The sequence below is a fragment of the Paenibacillus sp. Y660 genome (assembly GCF_057221575.1).
The window spans coordinates 97,639-113,942 of record NZ_JBXBBJ010000012.1 but is presented as its reverse complement, the minus strand read 5'-3'; the positions used below and the strand labels follow the sequence as shown (position 1 = coordinate 113,942).

Annotated in this window: 12 protein-coding genes and 1 pseudogene; 11 read left to right on the top strand and 2 right to left on the bottom strand. The window is 49.4% G+C overall.

The window, feature by feature from the left end; translation table 11 throughout:
* Nucleotides 1–42 precede the first annotated feature (42 nt).
* Complete coding sequence (locus AC2TDN_RS15435) at nt 43–1,737, top strand: S-layer homology domain-containing protein (protein WP_484688676.1); 1,695 nt, start codon at nt 43–45, stop codon at nt 1,735–1,737.
* Between the two features lie 145 nt (nt 1,738–1,882).
* Nucleotides 1,883–2,182, top strand: a pseudogene (locus AC2TDN_RS15430) (ABC transporter permease); the annotation flags it as partial.
* Nucleotides 2,183–2,207: 25 nt separating this feature from the next.
* Here AC2TDN_RS15430 and AC2TDN_RS15425 read toward each other — a convergent pair.
* On the bottom strand, nt 2,208–3,071 hold the full coding sequence (locus AC2TDN_RS15425; RefSeq protein ID WP_482067500.1) for a helix-turn-helix domain-containing protein: 864 nt from the start codon (nt 3,069–3,071) through the stop codon (nt 2,208–2,210).
* A 181-nt stretch (nt 3,072–3,252) separates the two neighbouring features.
* Here AC2TDN_RS15425 and AC2TDN_RS15420 point away from each other — a divergent pair, with 181 nt between their 5' ends.
* The 8 genes from AC2TDN_RS15420 to AC2TDN_RS15385 all read left to right on the top strand — a co-directional run bounded on the left by AC2TDN_RS15420 (nt 3,253) and on the right by AC2TDN_RS15385 (nt 14,964).
* Complete coding sequence (locus AC2TDN_RS15420; RefSeq protein WP_484688672.1) at nt 3,253–4,281, top strand: glycoside hydrolase family protein; 1,029 nt, start codon at nt 3,253–3,255, stop codon at nt 4,279–4,281.
* 67 nt (nt 4,282–4,348) lie between these two features.
* Nucleotides 4,349–5,485: a glycoside hydrolase family 88 protein gene (locus tag AC2TDN_RS15415; protein ID WP_484688727.1), complete on the top strand. Its 1,137-nt coding sequence runs from the start codon at nt 4,349–4,351 to the stop codon at nt 5,483–5,485.
* Between the two features lie 55 nt (nt 5,486–5,540).
* On the top strand, nt 5,541–7,928 hold the full coding sequence (locus AC2TDN_RS15410; RefSeq protein ID WP_484688670.1) for a glycoside hydrolase family 2 TIM barrel-domain containing protein: 2,388 nt from the start codon (nt 5,541–5,543) through the stop codon (nt 7,926–7,928).
* Between the two features lie 46 nt (nt 7,929–7,974).
* Nucleotides 7,975–10,257: a glycosyl hydrolase family 95 catalytic domain-containing protein gene (locus tag AC2TDN_RS15405; RefSeq protein WP_484688667.1), complete on the top strand. Its 2,283-nt coding sequence runs from the start codon at nt 7,975–7,977 to the stop codon at nt 10,255–10,257.
* A gap of 28 nt (nt 10,258–10,285) precedes the next feature.
* On the top strand, nt 10,286–11,404 hold the full coding sequence (locus tag AC2TDN_RS15400; protein ID WP_484688725.1) for an alginate lyase family protein: 1,119 nt from the start codon (nt 10,286–10,288) through the stop codon (nt 11,402–11,404).
* A gap of 201 nt (nt 11,405–11,605) precedes the next feature.
* Complete coding sequence (locus AC2TDN_RS15395; protein WP_484688664.1) at nt 11,606–12,475, top strand: hypothetical protein; 870 nt, start codon at nt 11,606–11,608, stop codon at nt 12,473–12,475.
* Nucleotides 12,472–12,873: a hypothetical protein gene (locus AC2TDN_RS15390; RefSeq protein ID WP_484688661.1), complete on the top strand. Its 402-nt coding sequence runs from the start codon at nt 12,472–12,474 to the stop codon at nt 12,871–12,873. The genes AC2TDN_RS15395 and AC2TDN_RS15390 overlap by 4 nt, the downstream gene beginning before the upstream one ends.
* 603 nt (nt 12,874–13,476) lie before the next feature.
* Nucleotides 13,477–14,964: a discoidin domain-containing protein gene (locus tag AC2TDN_RS15385; RefSeq protein WP_484688658.1), complete on the top strand. Its 1,488-nt coding sequence runs from the start codon at nt 13,477–13,479 to the stop codon at nt 14,962–14,964.
* A gap of 68 nt (nt 14,965–15,032) precedes the next feature.
* Here the strand turns inward: AC2TDN_RS15385 and AC2TDN_RS15380 are convergent, their stop codons facing one another.
* Entirely contained in the window at nt 15,033–15,608 is a 576-nt protein-coding gene (locus AC2TDN_RS15380) for a peptidoglycan-binding domain-containing protein (protein ID WP_484688723.1), read from the bottom strand.
* A 213-nt stretch (nt 15,609–15,821) separates the two neighbouring features.
* On the opposite strand from AC2TDN_RS15380, the gene AC2TDN_RS15375 reads away from it, so the two are divergent.
* Nucleotides 15,822–16,295, top strand: a complete 474-nt coding sequence (locus AC2TDN_RS15375) for an ABC transporter permease subunit (protein ID WP_484688654.1) — start codon at nt 15,822–15,824, stop codon at nt 16,293–16,295.
* Nucleotides 16,296–16,304 lie beyond the last annotated feature (9 nt).

Below are 16,304 nucleotides of genomic sequence, written 5' to 3'. Positions count from 1 at the left end.
GGGATAACCAAGTTTGGCTGCATAACATAGGAGTGAAATAAAGTGAATAAGAAATGGCTTGCCCTGATTATCATTGCCGCAATATTGATGGGCAACTTTGCCGTGGTGAACTCCGTACAAGCCGCTGCTGCCCAAGTGACGGTTAGCAGCATTGCTTCAGTTAACCCGGGTCAAGAAATCACGATTAGCGGTACTGCTCTTTATCCTGAAGTCGTCGTAAAAGTAATTGACGTTACGAAGAACGTAGTTGAATTTATCGATACGGTACAGGTGACGAATGGTACCTACTCCGTCAAATTCAAAATTTCGTCCGATGCATCCGCCGGTAAACACCATGTAGTTGTAGGTATCGGTTCAAACGTTGTCAATCAGAATTTCGATGTTACAATCGTTTCGACGGCGCCCGGCGGTCCTGGTCCTAATCCTGGCCCAGTTCCGGGTCCTGTTGTAGTCGTGCCAACGCCTACGACGTCTTCACCAAACCAAATCAATGCTCCAGCGGATGTTGCCAAAATCGAGCAGGTGACTGTAGATGGTAAAACGGTTGTTAAAGCGCAGCTGGACGAAAAGAAGCTGACCGATTTTATCAACAAAGATGTAGCAGCGTCTCCTGCTGAGAAGCAAACAGTCGTAGTGGACGTTGCTGGTAACGGGCAGCAAGTGGAAGTAAGTTTGACGCTGGGAATGTTTCAGTCATTGAAGGATAAGGCAAGCAACGCTTCCATTCAATTCAATACGCAGGTTGGCCAAATATCTTTTCCAGTTCAATCATTGACAGAAAAGGCTGCCGAACTCAATTTAAAGAGTGATTATACGATTAAAATCATTATTTCTACGCCAGATGAAAAAACGACGCAAGGCATCAATGACATTTTTGCCAAATCGGGCGCACAATCGTTAGCTGCTCCAGTTGATTTTATAATTGTGGCGGATTCGGAAGGCAAGGAAGTGGAGCTGAACCAATTCAGCTCGTATACGGAGCATATATTGACGATACCTCAAGCGTCAGGGGATGACTTCAGTCATTATTCGGGTGTTTATTTCGATCCTGTGACGAATCAATTCTATCCGCTGCCAACGCTGTTCACAACGAATTCGAATGGTGAAGTATTGTCGAGTATTCTTCGTAAAGGAAACTCGCTCTATTCCGTTGTGAAAAATGTGAAAACATTCAGCGATGTGGTCGGCACTTATGCACAGAAACCAGTGGAGACGCTAGCTTCCAAGTTCTTTATCTCCGGTTTTCCAGACGGAAAATTCCGTCCGAATCAAAAAGTTACTCGCGCAGAGTTTACGGCTATGATTTCTCGTGCTTTGGGTGCTCTGCCTGAAACGGCGGGCAATCAAACGTTTAAAGATGTGCCGAAGAGCAGCTGGTATGCCGGCGTTGTCTCTACAGCTGTCAAAGCGGGGCTTGTCAGCGGGTACAAGGATAATACATTCCGTCCGGATCAACAGATCACGCGGCAGGAAATGGTTGTTATGATGTACAACGCTATGAAGCATGCAGGATATGTGAACAGCATGGCGGCAAGTGACAAGGATCAGCTGTTGAATTCGTTTAAGGACCGCGCATCTATTGCCGCTTGGGCAAAGGATGCTACAGCCATTGCGATTCAGGAGAAAATCGTCAACGGGCTTGAGGGCAATGCGTTTGCCCCTTTGAAATCAGCAGATCGAGCGCAATCCGCCACCATTGTTTATCGCATGATGCAAACTCTTAAATTCATTAATTAAAGCCAAAAGGTTCCACCAACTAAGAAAGTCCACGATTAAGCTCGTGGACTTTTTTTTTGGAGGCGAGCCCCTGGTGTTCAGTCTGAACAGATGCAAGGAAAATATTTTAGACCTCAATTTACTAATCAACGGGTACCTCAATTACTTCATTATAAGCTTTTTCGGCGTGATTGCGCGTACGGCTTCAAGCGTGCAGGGTATATCGATGCTTGTGCTGTTTCCACTTACGTTTCTGTCCAACGCCTTCGTGCCGGTTGATACGATGCCGAACTGGCTTCAATGGTTCGTGAACGTCAATCCGATCTCGCATCTCGTCACTGCCGTCCGAGAACTTGCCAACACAGGAACCGTAGGCTGGGATCTTGGCATCTCGCTCATCGGATCTGCTGTCATTGTGGCGGTCTTTGCACCTATTACGGTGCGCGCCTATATGCGCCGGACATAGTGTTGTTAAAGATTTACAGCTATCTTCAGTTTACTGAATGCCTGTAGCGATTCGGACTTAAGCCAACATGCTTTTTGAACAAATTGCAGAAGTAGGAGCTGTTCGTCAGTCCGATCGCTTGTCCCACTTCTTGAATGGATAGGTCGCTCATCTTGAGCAGCCAGCAGGCTTGGCGGATGCGGCGGGCGGTCAAATATTCGGTAATGCTCGTGCCCGCTTTTTGCCGGAAGGCTGCTGATACATGATTGGGAGTCAAATGGATGTCATCGGCGAGCTGTTTCAGATCAAACTCATCCATATAATGCTGCTCAACCCAGCTCATCACCCGCTCAGCTATGGAGGAACTCCGCAGCTGCAGCGGGTCTTTGCGCTGCTGCGGGGCTTCGAATGGCTTTAGCTGATGCAGCAGCGAAATGAGAAAGAGCATTTCCTCCTCCAGTTGAAGCTCCGGCTGCGTATTCGCAATGCGGTCGCGATAGCGCTCGAACATGCTAAGGAAAGCTTCTTGCGGCAAGCCTTCAAATACTTGCGCTTGCTCCAGAGGCTCCTTCCATAGCCGGTGGAAAAACGAGCGCAGTGAAGCGAAAGGAGTAAGATACTCGTCAAGCTTGGACGGCTCGAAGACGAATAACGATCGGATATAGCGGGATCCCGGCCCGAGCTTCAATTGTATGCGATGCAGCTGGAAGGGACGGAAGAAGAAGAGGCAGCCTGGTGCCAGCTTGACGATCTGCTGATTGACGATAACTTGGCTGTTCCCCTCATGTACATATAACAGCTCCATCCCTTGATGGGCATGGTAGACTTCAACGAATTCATCGGTTCGATCCTTGAGAAAAGAGAGCTGGACAGGGTGGCTGTACAAATTCATATAATTTAAAATTCTCATCTCAAACGCTCCCGTATTAAATCGTAATATAGCAACATTTTATCATAAGAGCGCAAAACTAGGGTTGATCATTTTTTGCTACTATGGAAGAAAGCAATTGAGCTTTGGCGAGAGAAAACTCCGGAAAACTCCGGAAAACTCCGGAAAACTCCGGAAAACGAATAGAAGGGAGGCTGCGGCAATGACAAAAGGTATTTTCGAGAGATTAATGCCTGCTCCGAAAAATGGGGGTTTCCGCATGGAAGGCTATTGGGTATGGTGCGGTACGGTCACTAAAGGCGAGGACGGCCGATTCCATATGTTTGCATCCCGCTGGCCGAAAACGCTTCCAATGCATCCGGGATGGCTGGTCGCATCCGAGGTTGTAAGAGCTGTTGCGGATCAACCTGAGGGACCTTATGAATTCCAGGAGATCGTACTGCCGGCCAGAGGGGCCGAGTATTGGGACGGCCGTATGACGCATAATCCGCATATTGTCAAACATGGCGACACTTATATTTTGTTCTATACGGGGTCTACCAACCCTATCCCCGATGCTGAGCCTGGGCAGGTGCTTGGGCTTAACGATCCTCAAGTAATCGCCGCACGGGCAGGCAAACGAGTAGGGATTGCGGTTTCCAAGAGCATCTTCGGACCATGGGTACGGAGGGATGAACCGATTCTGGATACAAGGCCCGGAAAGTTCGACAGCTTCCTGACATCCAACCCAGCGCCCTGTATTCACGAGGACGGCTCCGTTCTGTTGATCTATAAAGCAAGGCGGTACAACGGCAACGTTCATGGCATGATGACGATCGGAGCGGCATGGGCTGATCACTACGAAGCTCCGTTCCGCATACTGAGCGAGGACCCGGTATTTCCGCCTTCTCAGTTTCATCTAGAGGACCCCTTTATTTGGAAAACGGAGGCTGGGTATGAGCTCATTGCCAAGGATATGGACGGGCATGTATGCGGCGAGCGTCATGCGGGCATCCATGCCCTCTCAAGCGATGGCCTTCATTGGGATCTCGACAGCGCGCCCAAAGCCTACTCGCGGACGGTAGACTTCGATGACGGCTCCCGCATCGTAATGGGCAATTTGGAGAGACCCTTCTTGCTATTTCAGGAGGGCAAGCCAACGCATTTGTTTGCGGCTGCAGCAGACGGCTCGGGCGGTTTCCAAAACGCCAGCCATACATGGAACATGGTGATCCCCATATTGCCGGAGTGAAGAGTGCACTAAAATGATGGAAAAAAATGATCATAGAATATAGCGAGGAGATGAAGGAATGGTAACTATGTTAGCGCAGAACGGCCGTATACAGCAGGAGGAGCTTCAATCGCTTTGGGAATTGCTGCAGCAAAAAGTTGATCGGATGATCGGGCAGCTTGGGGACAAGTCGCCGCATGTTGCGCCTCACGAGACCGGCATCTATGACGATATGCGACTCGATTGGTGGACGGCAGGATTTTGGCCGGGCATGCTTTGGATCATGCATGACATGACCGGAAAGGAACATTACAAGGAAGCGGCTTGGGAGTGGGATAGCAGATTTGAACGTAAAATGATGGAGGACAACAACTTCCACCACGACGTCGGATTTCAGTTTCTTCCTTCGGCGATCATGAAATACAAGGTTACCGGTGATCAGGACGGCAGACGCCGAGGCTTGGCCGCGGCGAATTTCCTGGCTGGCCGCTTTAATATGGCAGGGGGCTTCTTGCGCGCATGGAACCAAGACAAGACGGGCTGGTCGATCATCGATTCGGCAATGAACCTGTCTATCCTATTCTGGGCGGCTGAGGAGATTGGCGATCCGCGTTTTGCCCATATTGCCAAAGCTCATGCCGATACGATTATAAAGCATTTTATCCGCGAGGACGGGTCTGTTAATCATATCGTAAGTTTTGATCCAACCTCGGGCGAAGTCATCGAGTCGCTAGGCGGACAAGGCGCAGGACCGAACTCCGCTTGGAGCCGGGGAGCGGCTTGGGCGCTGCACGGCTTGGCGAATGTATATCGCTATACGGGCGATAAAACTTATCTATACGCGTCGCAGCGGGTCGCGCATTATTTTATGGCGATGCTTCCAGCCGACAGCATCCCGCATTGGGATTTCCGCGCAGCAAATTCGCTGGACGAGGAACCGCGCGATACTTCGGCTGCTGCATGCGCAGCCTCGGGGTTAATCGAGCTGGCGGAGGCGCTTCCCGAAATTCAAGGCCGTCCATATCGCGAAGCGGCTGAGCGTATTTTGCATTCGCTAACTCAGAGCTATGGCACTTGGGATCGTCCTGAACATGAGGCCATTCTGCTGTGCGGAACGGGGAACAAACCAGCAAATTCCAACATCAACGTCTCTCTTATCTACGGAGACTATTACTATATTGAGGCTGTTGCCAAGCTGATGGGCTGGAAGCGCCGTATTTTTTAACATTTGGATCGCAAAGTGTTGAGTTAAGCAATCAAGATAAACATAGAGGTGAATCATGAAAACAATGAAGCTTTCTAAAGGCTGGGAGCATTATCGCGGATGCCTGGGCGGTGTCTGGGAGGCTTGGAGGGAAGATAAGCTGAAGCAGACGCTGTATCATCTTCCTTGGGAAACCGTTAGTCTTCCGCATTGCTTTAACGAAGCTGACGCAGTAGATCCCGATGTTAAATATTATCAGGGGCAGGGCTGGTACCGTACAAGACTTGATGTGAGCAACCCTTACCCGGAAGGGAGGACGCTGCTGCGGTTCGAAGGCGCTGGACAAAACTCGGCCGTCTATGTCGGCACGGAGGAAGTCGTCAAGCATACCGGCGGATATGATGAATTTAGGATCGATATTACTGAGGCAGCAGAACGGGCAAACAGCAAACCTTATTACAACGGGCGAGTGCCGATCGCGGTGATGACCGACAACAGTCGGGATCTTCAGACGATCCCGTCAGACATTAGCGATTTCAATCTGTACGGGGGCTTGTACCGCCATGTACATCTCGAATATGTGCCGTCCTTATCGCTGGACCGCGTTCATGTATCGGTAGTGACGGATTCCGGCGATAGGGCCTCGGTGCGGATAAAGACAAGGCTCTACAACCCGCTGCGAAAGCAGTCGCCGGTTAATCTGACAGGAGTGGTTCGCGATCCTTCGGGAAAAGAGGCGGGACGGTTCGCGATTGAAGTTTCGCCATGGGAGGGCATGCAGGAAATGGCCTCGTTTGAGCTTCGCTTCCCTTCCTTATGGAGTCCCGAGCATCCATCCCTCTATACTTGCGAGGTTAGGCTTGAGAGTGTTCATGGCATTGATGAAGCTGTTGAAAGGTTTGGCGTCCGGTTCTACGAATTTGTAGAGAAAGGACCTTTCCTGCTGAATGGAACGAGGCTGCTCATTCGAGGAACGCATCGACATGACGATCATGCCGGCGTTGCCGCTGCTATGACAGATGAGATGATCCGATCCGAGCTTGCGCTGATCAAGGATATGGGCGTCAACTTCCTCCGGCTCGGCCACTATCAGCAGTCGAAGCTGGTGCTGGATTTGTGTGACGAGTTAGGCATTCTCGTGTGGGAAGAAATTCCTTGGTGCAGAGGCGGATTAGGAAATGACGGCTACAAGCGTCAGTGCCGCGATATGCTGGGGGCGATGATCGAGCAGCATTACAATCATCCGTCGGTTATCATTTGGGGACTCGGCAACGAGAACGATTGGGAAGGCGACTTCGACTATTTCGATCAGGAGCAAATCCGAGCATTCATGAAGGAGCAGCATGACCTTGCCCACGAGCAAGACCCTTACCGGGTAACGGGCATTAGGCGCTGCGAGTTTTGCAAGGATATCATTGATGTTTATTCGCCGTCGATTTGGGCTGGCTGGTATAGGGGCATTTATCCCAAGTACGAGGATTACAGCCGTCACGGCTTCGAGCATACAAGCAGGTTCATCCACATGGAATGGGGAGCTGACGCAATGGCGGGCAGGCATACTGAGCACCCCTATACCGGATTCCAAAATATTACGGCGGAGGCGACCGCAGAGGAGCGCGATGGCGACTTCCTGATGTCCGGAGGAGATCCGCGCGTGTCGGCAGACGGTGACTGGTCTGAGACTTACTTTTGCGACTTGATCGATTGGCATTTGAAAACGCAGGAGAAGATGGAATGGCTGACAGGCACGGCGCAATGGGTATTCAAAGATTTTTCAACGCCGCTCAGGCCGGATAATCCTGTTCCATATGTCAACCAAAAAGGCGTCGTCGAGCGTGATTTGACGAAGAAAGAGGCGTACTATGTGTTCCAATCCTACTGGAGCGAAAAGCCGATGGTACGTATTTACGGTCATTCGTGGTCAACCAGATGGGGAGGAGTGGGTGAGAATAAGAAGGTTCGTATCTACTCTAATTGCCAAGCAGCAGAGCTTTTTGTAAATGGCGAGAGCTGCGGCAGGAAAAATCGACATTCTCAAAGCTTTCCTTGCGCGGGTTTAAGCTGGGACATTGCGTTCCAAAAAGGCGTCAATACACTGCATGTCATAGCCGAAAAGGACGGCGTTACGGTCTCGGATCAATTGCAATTCGATTACGTGACGGAGTCTTGGTCGGAGCCATCTTGCTTGCGGTTGACAGCAAAGAAGCTGCCGCAAGGAACAGTACTCCTAGAGGTCGAAGCAATCGACAGTGAAGGTCGGTTTTGTCCCGACGCTGCTAACTTTATCCGGTTCTCGCTGGCCGGTGAAGGCAGGCTGATCGATAATCTCGGAACGGCCCGCGGCAGCCGGTTCGTCCAGCTGGCAAATGGAAGGGCTTCCATTCAGGTGGAATATCCGGAAGGCGGCATTACGTCTGTATGCGCCGTATCGGAAGGATTAATAGGCGCGGGCCTAGTAATGTAAGTTGCCCTGGCAAGCGTCGCCCGAACGTAGAAAAGGAGTGGAATATATGATCGATACGAGGCTGGATTGGTCATCCTTCTTAGGCAGGCACGACCTGACTTGGTCGGTTAAGCCCGTTTCCTGGGATCAAGGCGCCTTTATCGGCAACGGCTGGCTTGGCGCTATGGTTTACGGCGAGGAACATCGTTTGAAGCGTAATGTTCTGCGATTTGTGCTAGGGCGAACCGATGTGACGGCAAGACGTCCCGATGGAGGATTTTCTCCCCGTGTGCCGATTGGCGAATTGCATTTGGAGCTGGCAGGCTGGATCTATCAGCCGACCAGTATGCGGCTCCATTTATGGGATGCGGAGCTCAAGGCGGAAATAACGACGACTGCTGGAACGGTCAAGCTAAGAGCATTCGCGCATAGCTGCGAAATGGTCATGGCGGTGGAGTTGGAGACTTCGGCAGGTGAAGACAGCGCAGCTTTCCGGTGGTATCCCTATTCGGAGGTTGATCCGATTCTGCACAATGCGGACGGCCGCAATCTGAATCAATATATTCCCGAAGAGGAAGTTACAAGGTCAGTCAGGAATGGAATCGAAATAGCCCTTACCGCGTTCAAGCCTGGCGAAACAGGAGGCTGCGCGACAGCCTGGGCCGAGAATGAGTTGGAGGGAGCTTCCACGGGATTTGATAGACGGCGCATCCTTTATTTGTCGGTCATGAACGGCTCGGATGAAGCCTCGGCGGAGCAAGCAGCGGAAGCGGTAATTGGGGCAAGTCGGCAGCCATGGGATGCATGGACTGAGCTGCATCGCAGCTGGTGGCATGCGTATTATCCGCAAAGCTTCCTCTCGATTCCCGACACGCAGCTGGAAGGCTTCTATTGGATTCAAATGTATAAGCTCGCATCGGCGACAAGGTCAGACGGCATGATTATCGACAATCAGGGGCCTTGGCTTACTTCATCGCCTTGGCCTGGCGTTTGGTTCAACATGAACGTGCAGATGTCTTACTCTCCCGTGTATGCTTCTAATCGGCTGGAGCTTGGCTTGTCGCTGGTGAATGCGCTCCGAGCGCAATTCGATCAATTGATCTCGAATGTACCTGAGGAGTACCGACAGGATTCGGCGGGTCTCGGACGGAGCTGCAGCTACGATCTGGTTAGCCCCGTCGATGACGAGAAGGGGAATCTGCTGTGGGTATGCCATAATCTGTGGCGCCAATACCGATATTCCATGGATTCGGAGTTGCTGAAGGAATTGTTGTATCCGCTGCTGCGGCGGGCTGCACGCTTCCATATGCAATTGCTGGCGGAAGGAGAAGACGGACTGTTGCATTTGCCGCCGACTATTTCGCCGGAATACGGATCATTCCTGCAGTTGACGGTGCCGGACGCTCATTATGATCTTGCACTGCTCGAATGGGGAATCCGCACGCTGCTGCGCGTCAGCGAACCGACGGAGCATGACGGGATTGAAGCAACAGCGGAGCTCGACGCTGAGCGGCGGGAATGGACGGAAACGCTTGAGCGTCTTGCTCCTCTTCCCGTGGACGAGACCGGTTACATGATCGGCCGGGGACAGCCTCTAGATTTCGGGCATCGGCATTTCAGCCATTTGATGGCCGCTTTTCCATTGCATACTGCGAATATGGAGTCGGAGGAAGAGAGGGAGCTAATTCAGCGTTCGCTTCGCCACTGGTTTTCGAGGGAAGGAGACTTGCGCGGCTTTACGTTCACGGGAGCGTCTTCCATTGCGGCAACAATCGGTCTTGGCGACGAAGCGCACGCTTACCTGAAGTCGCTGCTCCATATATTGAAACCAAACACGATGTACAAGGAGGCAGGTCCGGTTATCGAGTCGCCGCTTGCGGGAGCGGAGGCTGTACATGATATGCTGCTGCAGAGCTGGGGGGAATGGATTCGTGTTTTTCCCGCGCTGCCTGGCGCTTGGAAGGAAGCAGCCTTCCATGACCTGCGTGCGGAGGGGGCTTTCCTTGTCAGCGCAGTACGTTCGCGCGGAGAGACGTCGTGGATTCGCGTTAAAAGCTTGGCCGGAATGCCTTGTCGTCTAGTGACTGATATGGCTGACAGTGTAACTGTAACGGCAAGCGGTGGAGCGAAGGCGATTCCGCTAGGAGACGGGCGATTTGAACTGGTGCTGGCCGAAGGAGAAGAGATTCTAATGTCTGGAGAGGACGGCGTGGGCAATCCGAGTTTGGAAAACGGAGGCAGTTTGCCGAAGATTCGCCCTGTAGCGGCAGAGCCGCATTTATGCGGGTACTTCGGAGGCTTCAAGCCGTGGAGGCTGTACGGAATCCCAATCTGGACTGCCGATTACTAGCGAAAGGAGCTTGAACAAGGTGCTGACGATGGATATGCTTTGTGATTGGCGAACGGATCCGCAAGAAGTAATGGCGAAGGCTGACCGCTCTCTGGAAGCGCCATTGATCGGCATTGCGGAATGCCGATCAGTGCTAAGCCCAGGCGGCAAGCACGATTATTATTCCAATGGCGATTATTGGTGGCCAAATCCGGATACGTCAAGCAGATTGCCATACGTCCGAAGGGATGGCGAATCGTATCCAGAGGCATTCACCGCGCATCGGAAAGCGCTCCGCGAAATGCGGACGCATACGGCCAATCTAGCGGCGGGTTACGCGGTTTCTGGCCGTCGTATTTACGCGGACAAGGCTGCTGCGCTTCTTCGCCATTTTTTCCTGAATGCATCGACCCGCATGAATCCGCATCTCCGATATGCCCAGGCGATTCCAGGCGTTTGCTCCGGGCGTGGCTTCGGCATCATTGATACGCTTCATTTAATCGATATCCCTGCTGCGGCGGAAGTGATTGAAGCGGCAGGGGCGCTCTCAGAACGTGAAGGCTCATTGCTGAGAAGCTGGTTTGCGGATTATCTCGAATGGATGCTGACGCATCCCTACGGTCTGGAAGAACGAGATTCATCGAACAACCATGCGGTATGCTGGACCGTGCAAGCGGCCGCATTCGCATCGTATACGGGCAATGCTGCCGTGATGGCCATGTGCAGGGAGCGTTACAAACATATTTTGCTGCCCTCGCAAATGGCAGCAGACGGCAGCTTCCCGCTCGAGCTTGCACGCACGAAGCCCTACGGCTATTCGATCTTTGTACTCGACAATATGGCAACGCTTTGTCAATTGCTGTCCACGCCGCATGATGATTTATGGCGTTTCCATCTTCCGGATGGGAGGGGAATTCGGCTCGGGCTCGATTATTTGTATCCTTATCTTGCGAATAAGCCGAGTTGGGCGTTCCCGCCAGACATCGAGCATTTCGACAGTTGGCCGGTACGGATGTCCTTTATGCTCTATGCGGGACTTGCATTTCAAGATGAGCGTTATTTGGATTTATGGCTAACCTTGGCCCCTGATTCCCCAGTTCTGGAAATCCGTCGGAACATGGCGCTCCGACAACCTCTGCTCTGGTTAATGCATAACAAGAAGTTGTAACGACATGTACTGACTTATACGAACCTGCTTATACGAACCTGCTCCTGCGAGCAGGTTTTCTTTATGCCGTCACGCTAGAGCGCTGTGGTTTTTATGGTCCAAGACAAGGTGCTGCAAACGGCAGGTAAAAACAGGAATTGCGTCGAATACTAAAAAATGTTACTTAAGCTTCAGTATTAGTCGGGGGGTTCAAGGATCGTTATGGGTATGATCAAGTTCCGTACGCGCAGCATCATCATTACCTGGCTGATTTCATACATATCTGTCCTGTTAGTCCCGATTATTATTAGCGGAATTATATATACGGCGACCTGGCATGTAGTGGCGTCGGAGGTTAACCGGGCCAATGAATCTCTTCTTAATCAGATGGAGCAAGCGATTGACAGCAATCTTCTGGATATTGAACGGCTAAGCACGGAAATGACGTTAAGCAATCGGCTTGCCGGTTTTCTTGATGTTGATGCCCCTATCAAAGATCCTGATTATTACACACTGACCGGAATTGCAAAGGACTTGCGCATTTATAAAATGGCTAACGACTACATCGAAGAGATCCATGTTTATTATAAAAACAGCGATACGGTCATTTCCTCGCGGAAGCATCTGGACAGTCAAAGGCTGTTTGAAATGACGTATACGGATGGGATGGACAAAAATAGATGGACAGCGATTTTCGGCAAACGGTATACGAATGAATATGTGCCGATCACTTACAGGGAAGATGGACAAGCATCGAAGGCCGTCATGTACGCCCGCTCGCTTACTCTCGATAATTCGGAGCAGGATGGCGCCGTCTTATTGTTTATTATTAAGGATTCCAGTTTACTTACGAATATTTCATCCAGCAACAAAGCTTTGATCGTTATACTCGATAAGGAAAACCGGTTGATCGCTTCTACCGGCAATGCATACGGCTTAGATGATTTTACGCATGAGAGATTAAAAAGCGCAAGCGGGATGTTCTATCAAGGCACAGGAAAACAAAAAATAGCCGTTTCCTATACGGTTTCTGGGGAAACGGGTTGGAAATATATATCGATCATTCAGGCCAACCTATTTACGAGAAAATGAAGCTCGTAAAAAATTTAATCTATATCAGCCTCATTCTCAGCCTCTTCATAGGTGGAGTTTTTACTTATTTATTTTTAAAGCGGAATTACAACCCGATCAATACGCTGATTCGAAGTCTAGTCACGCGTTCGGGCATTTCCTTCGAGGCACGCTCGAATGAGTTCGGTTATTTAAAAACGCTGCTCGATGATACTTTTGCAGAGAAAGAAAAGATTGGGGAACGTTTTGAGCGGCATCGAAATTCGATTCGCTCCCATTTTCTTCAAGGGCTGTTGAAGGGGCAGCTTGATGGGAATATGCCGTTGCAGGAGTCGCTTGAGGTTCATGCCATTACGCTAAGGAACCGCCGTATACCGAAACGGTACGTACGGTGTTCTGGAGATCGGCTACTCAACTAGTGGGTAGCCTCCTACCCGATTTCGTTTACGATACAGCTTATTCTGCGCTTATATTATCCAAACCAGCCTGCTATTTTGAAGAAAGCTCGGTGAATCCACCCTCATTTGTGTACTTGGCTGATATAAGGAAACAAGTTCAAGGAAAATTCGCAATATTACGTAAAATATTATTGGATATTCATCTATCAATATACATAAAAGTATTATATTACAAAAAAATGAATTGCAGAAAAATTCTGTTCATTTCAATTAATTTAATGTATACTCCACTTGAATTCATAAATTAAAGCGGTTAAACAATTAGGGGAAAGTGAAAGGGATTCAAATCGTTTTCTTAAAAAAAAACGAAGGCATCACGCCCGGCAAATACCGCGAAAGCCTGTGACGAATGAGGGAAGATTTTGCACGGACAACATGTGGAGCCTCTGCATATAGGGCAGTCGTTCTAATACACCTTAGGCAAAAGACGTGCTTAACTATATTTTCAACAAATTGGGAGGGAATTATTCGGAAGGCTTCATATTGAGAAAAGCCGCAATACTGCAGGACGTATTTCAGATTTATCTATGTTTAGCGATTTTCATAACAATAGGAGGTAATATGATGCTTAAAAAAACAATGAATCTCATGAAATTAACTTTTGCATTTCTGCTTTGTTTTTCAATTTTCCCTGCGGTTTATCCCGGCTCAACAGCTTTTGCGGCTACCAAAACGGTTCCTGCCGGCGATGTGGCGACACTGCGCAGCTACTTATCCAGCGCTCTGCCCGGAGATATTATTGAAGTATCGGGAACGTACACCGTATCTGACAGCACCATTGTCACCTCGAAAAGCGGAACTGCAGGAAATTACATTACCATTCGGGGGACAGGAAGCGGCGCTACATTTAATTTTACGGCTTCTGGAGGTAATTCTGTCTTCTATATCAAGAACAATTATTATAAGCTGGAAAATATAACGATCAACGCCAACTCCAAATCGAACAAAGGTATACTGATCGAAGCGTCTCACGGCTATTTGACGAATGTAACCGTTAAAAATTCGCTGTCTGAAGCATTCAAAATAAGAAAGAACAGCCAGTACTGGCTGCTGACGAATTGTTCTGCACAATATGCGGGTCAAAGCGGCGCATTCGGAGAAGGCTTCTATGTAGGCGATGCGGATCAAAACTGGACGACAGCCCCTAATCCCGATCAAAGCGGCTATATTACGTTCCTCAACTGCAGCACCGTTCAAACAAAAAATGACGGTTTCGATTTTAAAGAAGGCACGCACCATATCAAGGTTATTGGCGGGAATATAGACTTCCAGAACACGGTTCCTGAGTCAACAGTAGGGAATCACGGCGTGTTTATGCGCGCCAATAACGTACAAATCATTAATACGATCGTTAAAAATAACGCAGGCACCGGTCAAGCTTACCGTACAAGCAAAATTACGGCTGATAACGGCGTCTCTTACGGAAGCAATTTGGAGTTGAAAAATGTATCGGCGAGCAATATTGCAGGCTCGATGATCCATACAAACTATTCGTCAAATAAATTATTTACGGATTATACGATGACGAGTGTTGCAGGAGGATTATACGCATCCGGCTCCAATACAGCGACTTTAACAAGTCCATCAAGTTTTGTCGAGATGACTTGGACCGGAGAGGGTGGAGATACGTACGGTACAACGCCTCCAACTGGAACCAATCTTGCTCAAGGCAAGACTGGCACGGCCAGTTCATTCGAAGGCGCTGGATTTGAAGCCGCTAAGGCTTTTGACGGAAATGCCACTACAAGATGGTCCAGCATAGAAGGCGTAGATCCTCAGTGGATCTATGTCAACCTTGGCTCCATTCAAAGCATTAATAAGGTTAAATTAAACTGGGAAGCTGCCTACGGGAAAAGCTATAAGATCCAGGTATCCACGGACAGCGGCTCACCTGTTAATTGGACTGACGTTTATTCGACGACAAGCGGGAATGGCGGCCTCGATGAGATTACGTTCTCCACAACGAATGCCAAATATGTTAGAATGTACGGCACAGCAAGAGGAACGGCATACGGTTATTCACTTTATGAATTTGCGGTGATTGCGCCGTAACATACGGCTATAATAAACAAAGAGAACAGTATAGGTAAGCACCTATCTGTTCTCTTTGTTTTGTTTACTTATTTAAAGTCAACATGGAAATGATCGCTATGATCGGCTCTTACAACGATTTTTGAGCTTGTTAAACCGTGATTTTTGTAGAACAATACTTGCTCTACATTACTATTTGCAATACAAATTTCAAGAAATTTCTTTTCTTCCACAGCCGTCATAGCGGTCGTTCCAAAATTATTTCGAACATTAAGGTCCTTGCCATCTATATGGGTATCGTGTTCCGGCGTGTCCACACCGTCTATTAAGCTGCCGTCGTTGATTTCAAGTTTTTTGCTGTAAGCAGCATAGAAGCTTGCAGCTAGTTGATCCAACGTGGCTTTGGCACCCGAAGTGACCCAGCTATGATCCAATTTATAAGTGGAATCACCTGCAAGACCGTTAACCGTATCGTTGTAGTTAATATAAGTAGCCGTATTGGCAATTCGAACATATCCTTTAGGTGAAATGCCGCCAAATGCGCCATGAAGCGCATTACGGCTGGCAGCGCCATAAATGCCGTCAGACGTCAAGCCTTTTACCGTTTGGAAGACCTTCAAATTATCTTTGGTCGCTTGATCGAAAAAGCCATCGGTGCTAGTAATGTTCGCAACACCGGTAAAGAAGCTTTCATTGGAGCCGAAGGCCCGCCAGTTTTTCAGGTTTTGCTTGAGTACTGCGATTTGTGCATGTGTTTGTCCAAGAGAATAAGTGCTTTGAAAGCTAGTACCATAGAATGAATTTGAAGCGAAGGGGTCATTAACGACTTCATCGCGTGGATAGGAGGAGAGCGCGTTACCTTTCTGCTTGTGCCGGACATGTTCCGTTCAATCTATGTGTCATCCGGCATTTGGCAAAATATAGGCTGGGGGACGATTATCTATTTGGCAGCGCTGACAGGCATCGATAACGAGCAATATGAAGCGGCGCGAATGGATGGAGCCGGGAGGTGGAAGCAGCTCATCCATGTGACTGTTCCGGGAATTCTGCCTACCATTGTTGCGGTTATGCTGCTCTATTACGGCGTAAGCCACTGGAATTCTTGGTTCTATGCGCTGATCTTTTTGCAGGAAAGAGCGCTGTTTCCGCTTCAATTGATCCTTCGTGAAATTTTGCTGCAGGGCGAGGCCAGCGGCATGGCTACTGGCGCCTCTGATATGGATGCGGCCGCTCTGTCCGCCACCTTGAAGTATGCGACGATCATTGTAGCGACCATTCCTATTTTGTGCGTTTACCCATTTTTGCAAAAGTATTTTGTGAAGGGCGCTCTAATCGGGGCGATTAAAGGGTAATGCTAGGAA

Coding starts and splice junctions, on each gene's coding strand:
- AC2TDN_RS15425 (WP_482067500.1), bottom strand. CDS start 3,071: ATGAGAATTTTAAATTATATGAATTTGTACAGCCACCCTGTCCAGCTC.
- AC2TDN_RS15420 (WP_484688672.1), top strand. CDS start 3,253: ATGACAAAAGGTATTTTCGAGAGATTAATGCCTGCTCCGAAAAATGGG.
- AC2TDN_RS15415 (WP_484688727.1), top strand. CDS start 4,349: ATGTTAGCGCAGAACGGCCGTATACAGCAGGAGGAGCTTCAATCGCTT.
- AC2TDN_RS15410 (WP_484688670.1), top strand. CDS start 5,541: ATGAAAACAATGAAGCTTTCTAAAGGCTGGGAGCATTATCGCGGATGC.
- AC2TDN_RS15405 (WP_484688667.1), top strand. CDS start 7,975: ATGATCGATACGAGGCTGGATTGGTCATCCTTCTTAGGCAGGCACGAC.
- AC2TDN_RS15400 (WP_484688725.1), top strand. CDS start 10,286: ATGGATATGCTTTGTGATTGGCGAACGGATCCGCAAGAAGTAATGGCG.
- AC2TDN_RS15395 (WP_484688664.1), top strand. CDS start 11,606: ATGGGTATGATCAAGTTCCGTACGCGCAGCATCATCATTACCTGGCTG.
- AC2TDN_RS15390 (WP_484688661.1), top strand. CDS start 12,472: ATGAAGCTCGTAAAAAATTTAATCTATATCAGCCTCATTCTCAGCCTC.
- AC2TDN_RS15385 (WP_484688658.1), top strand. CDS start 13,477: ATGCTTAAAAAAACAATGAATCTCATGAAATTAACTTTTGCATTTCTG.
- AC2TDN_RS15375 (WP_484688654.1), top strand. CDS start 15,822: ATGTTCCGTTCAATCTATGTGTCATCCGGCATTTGGCAAAATATAGGC.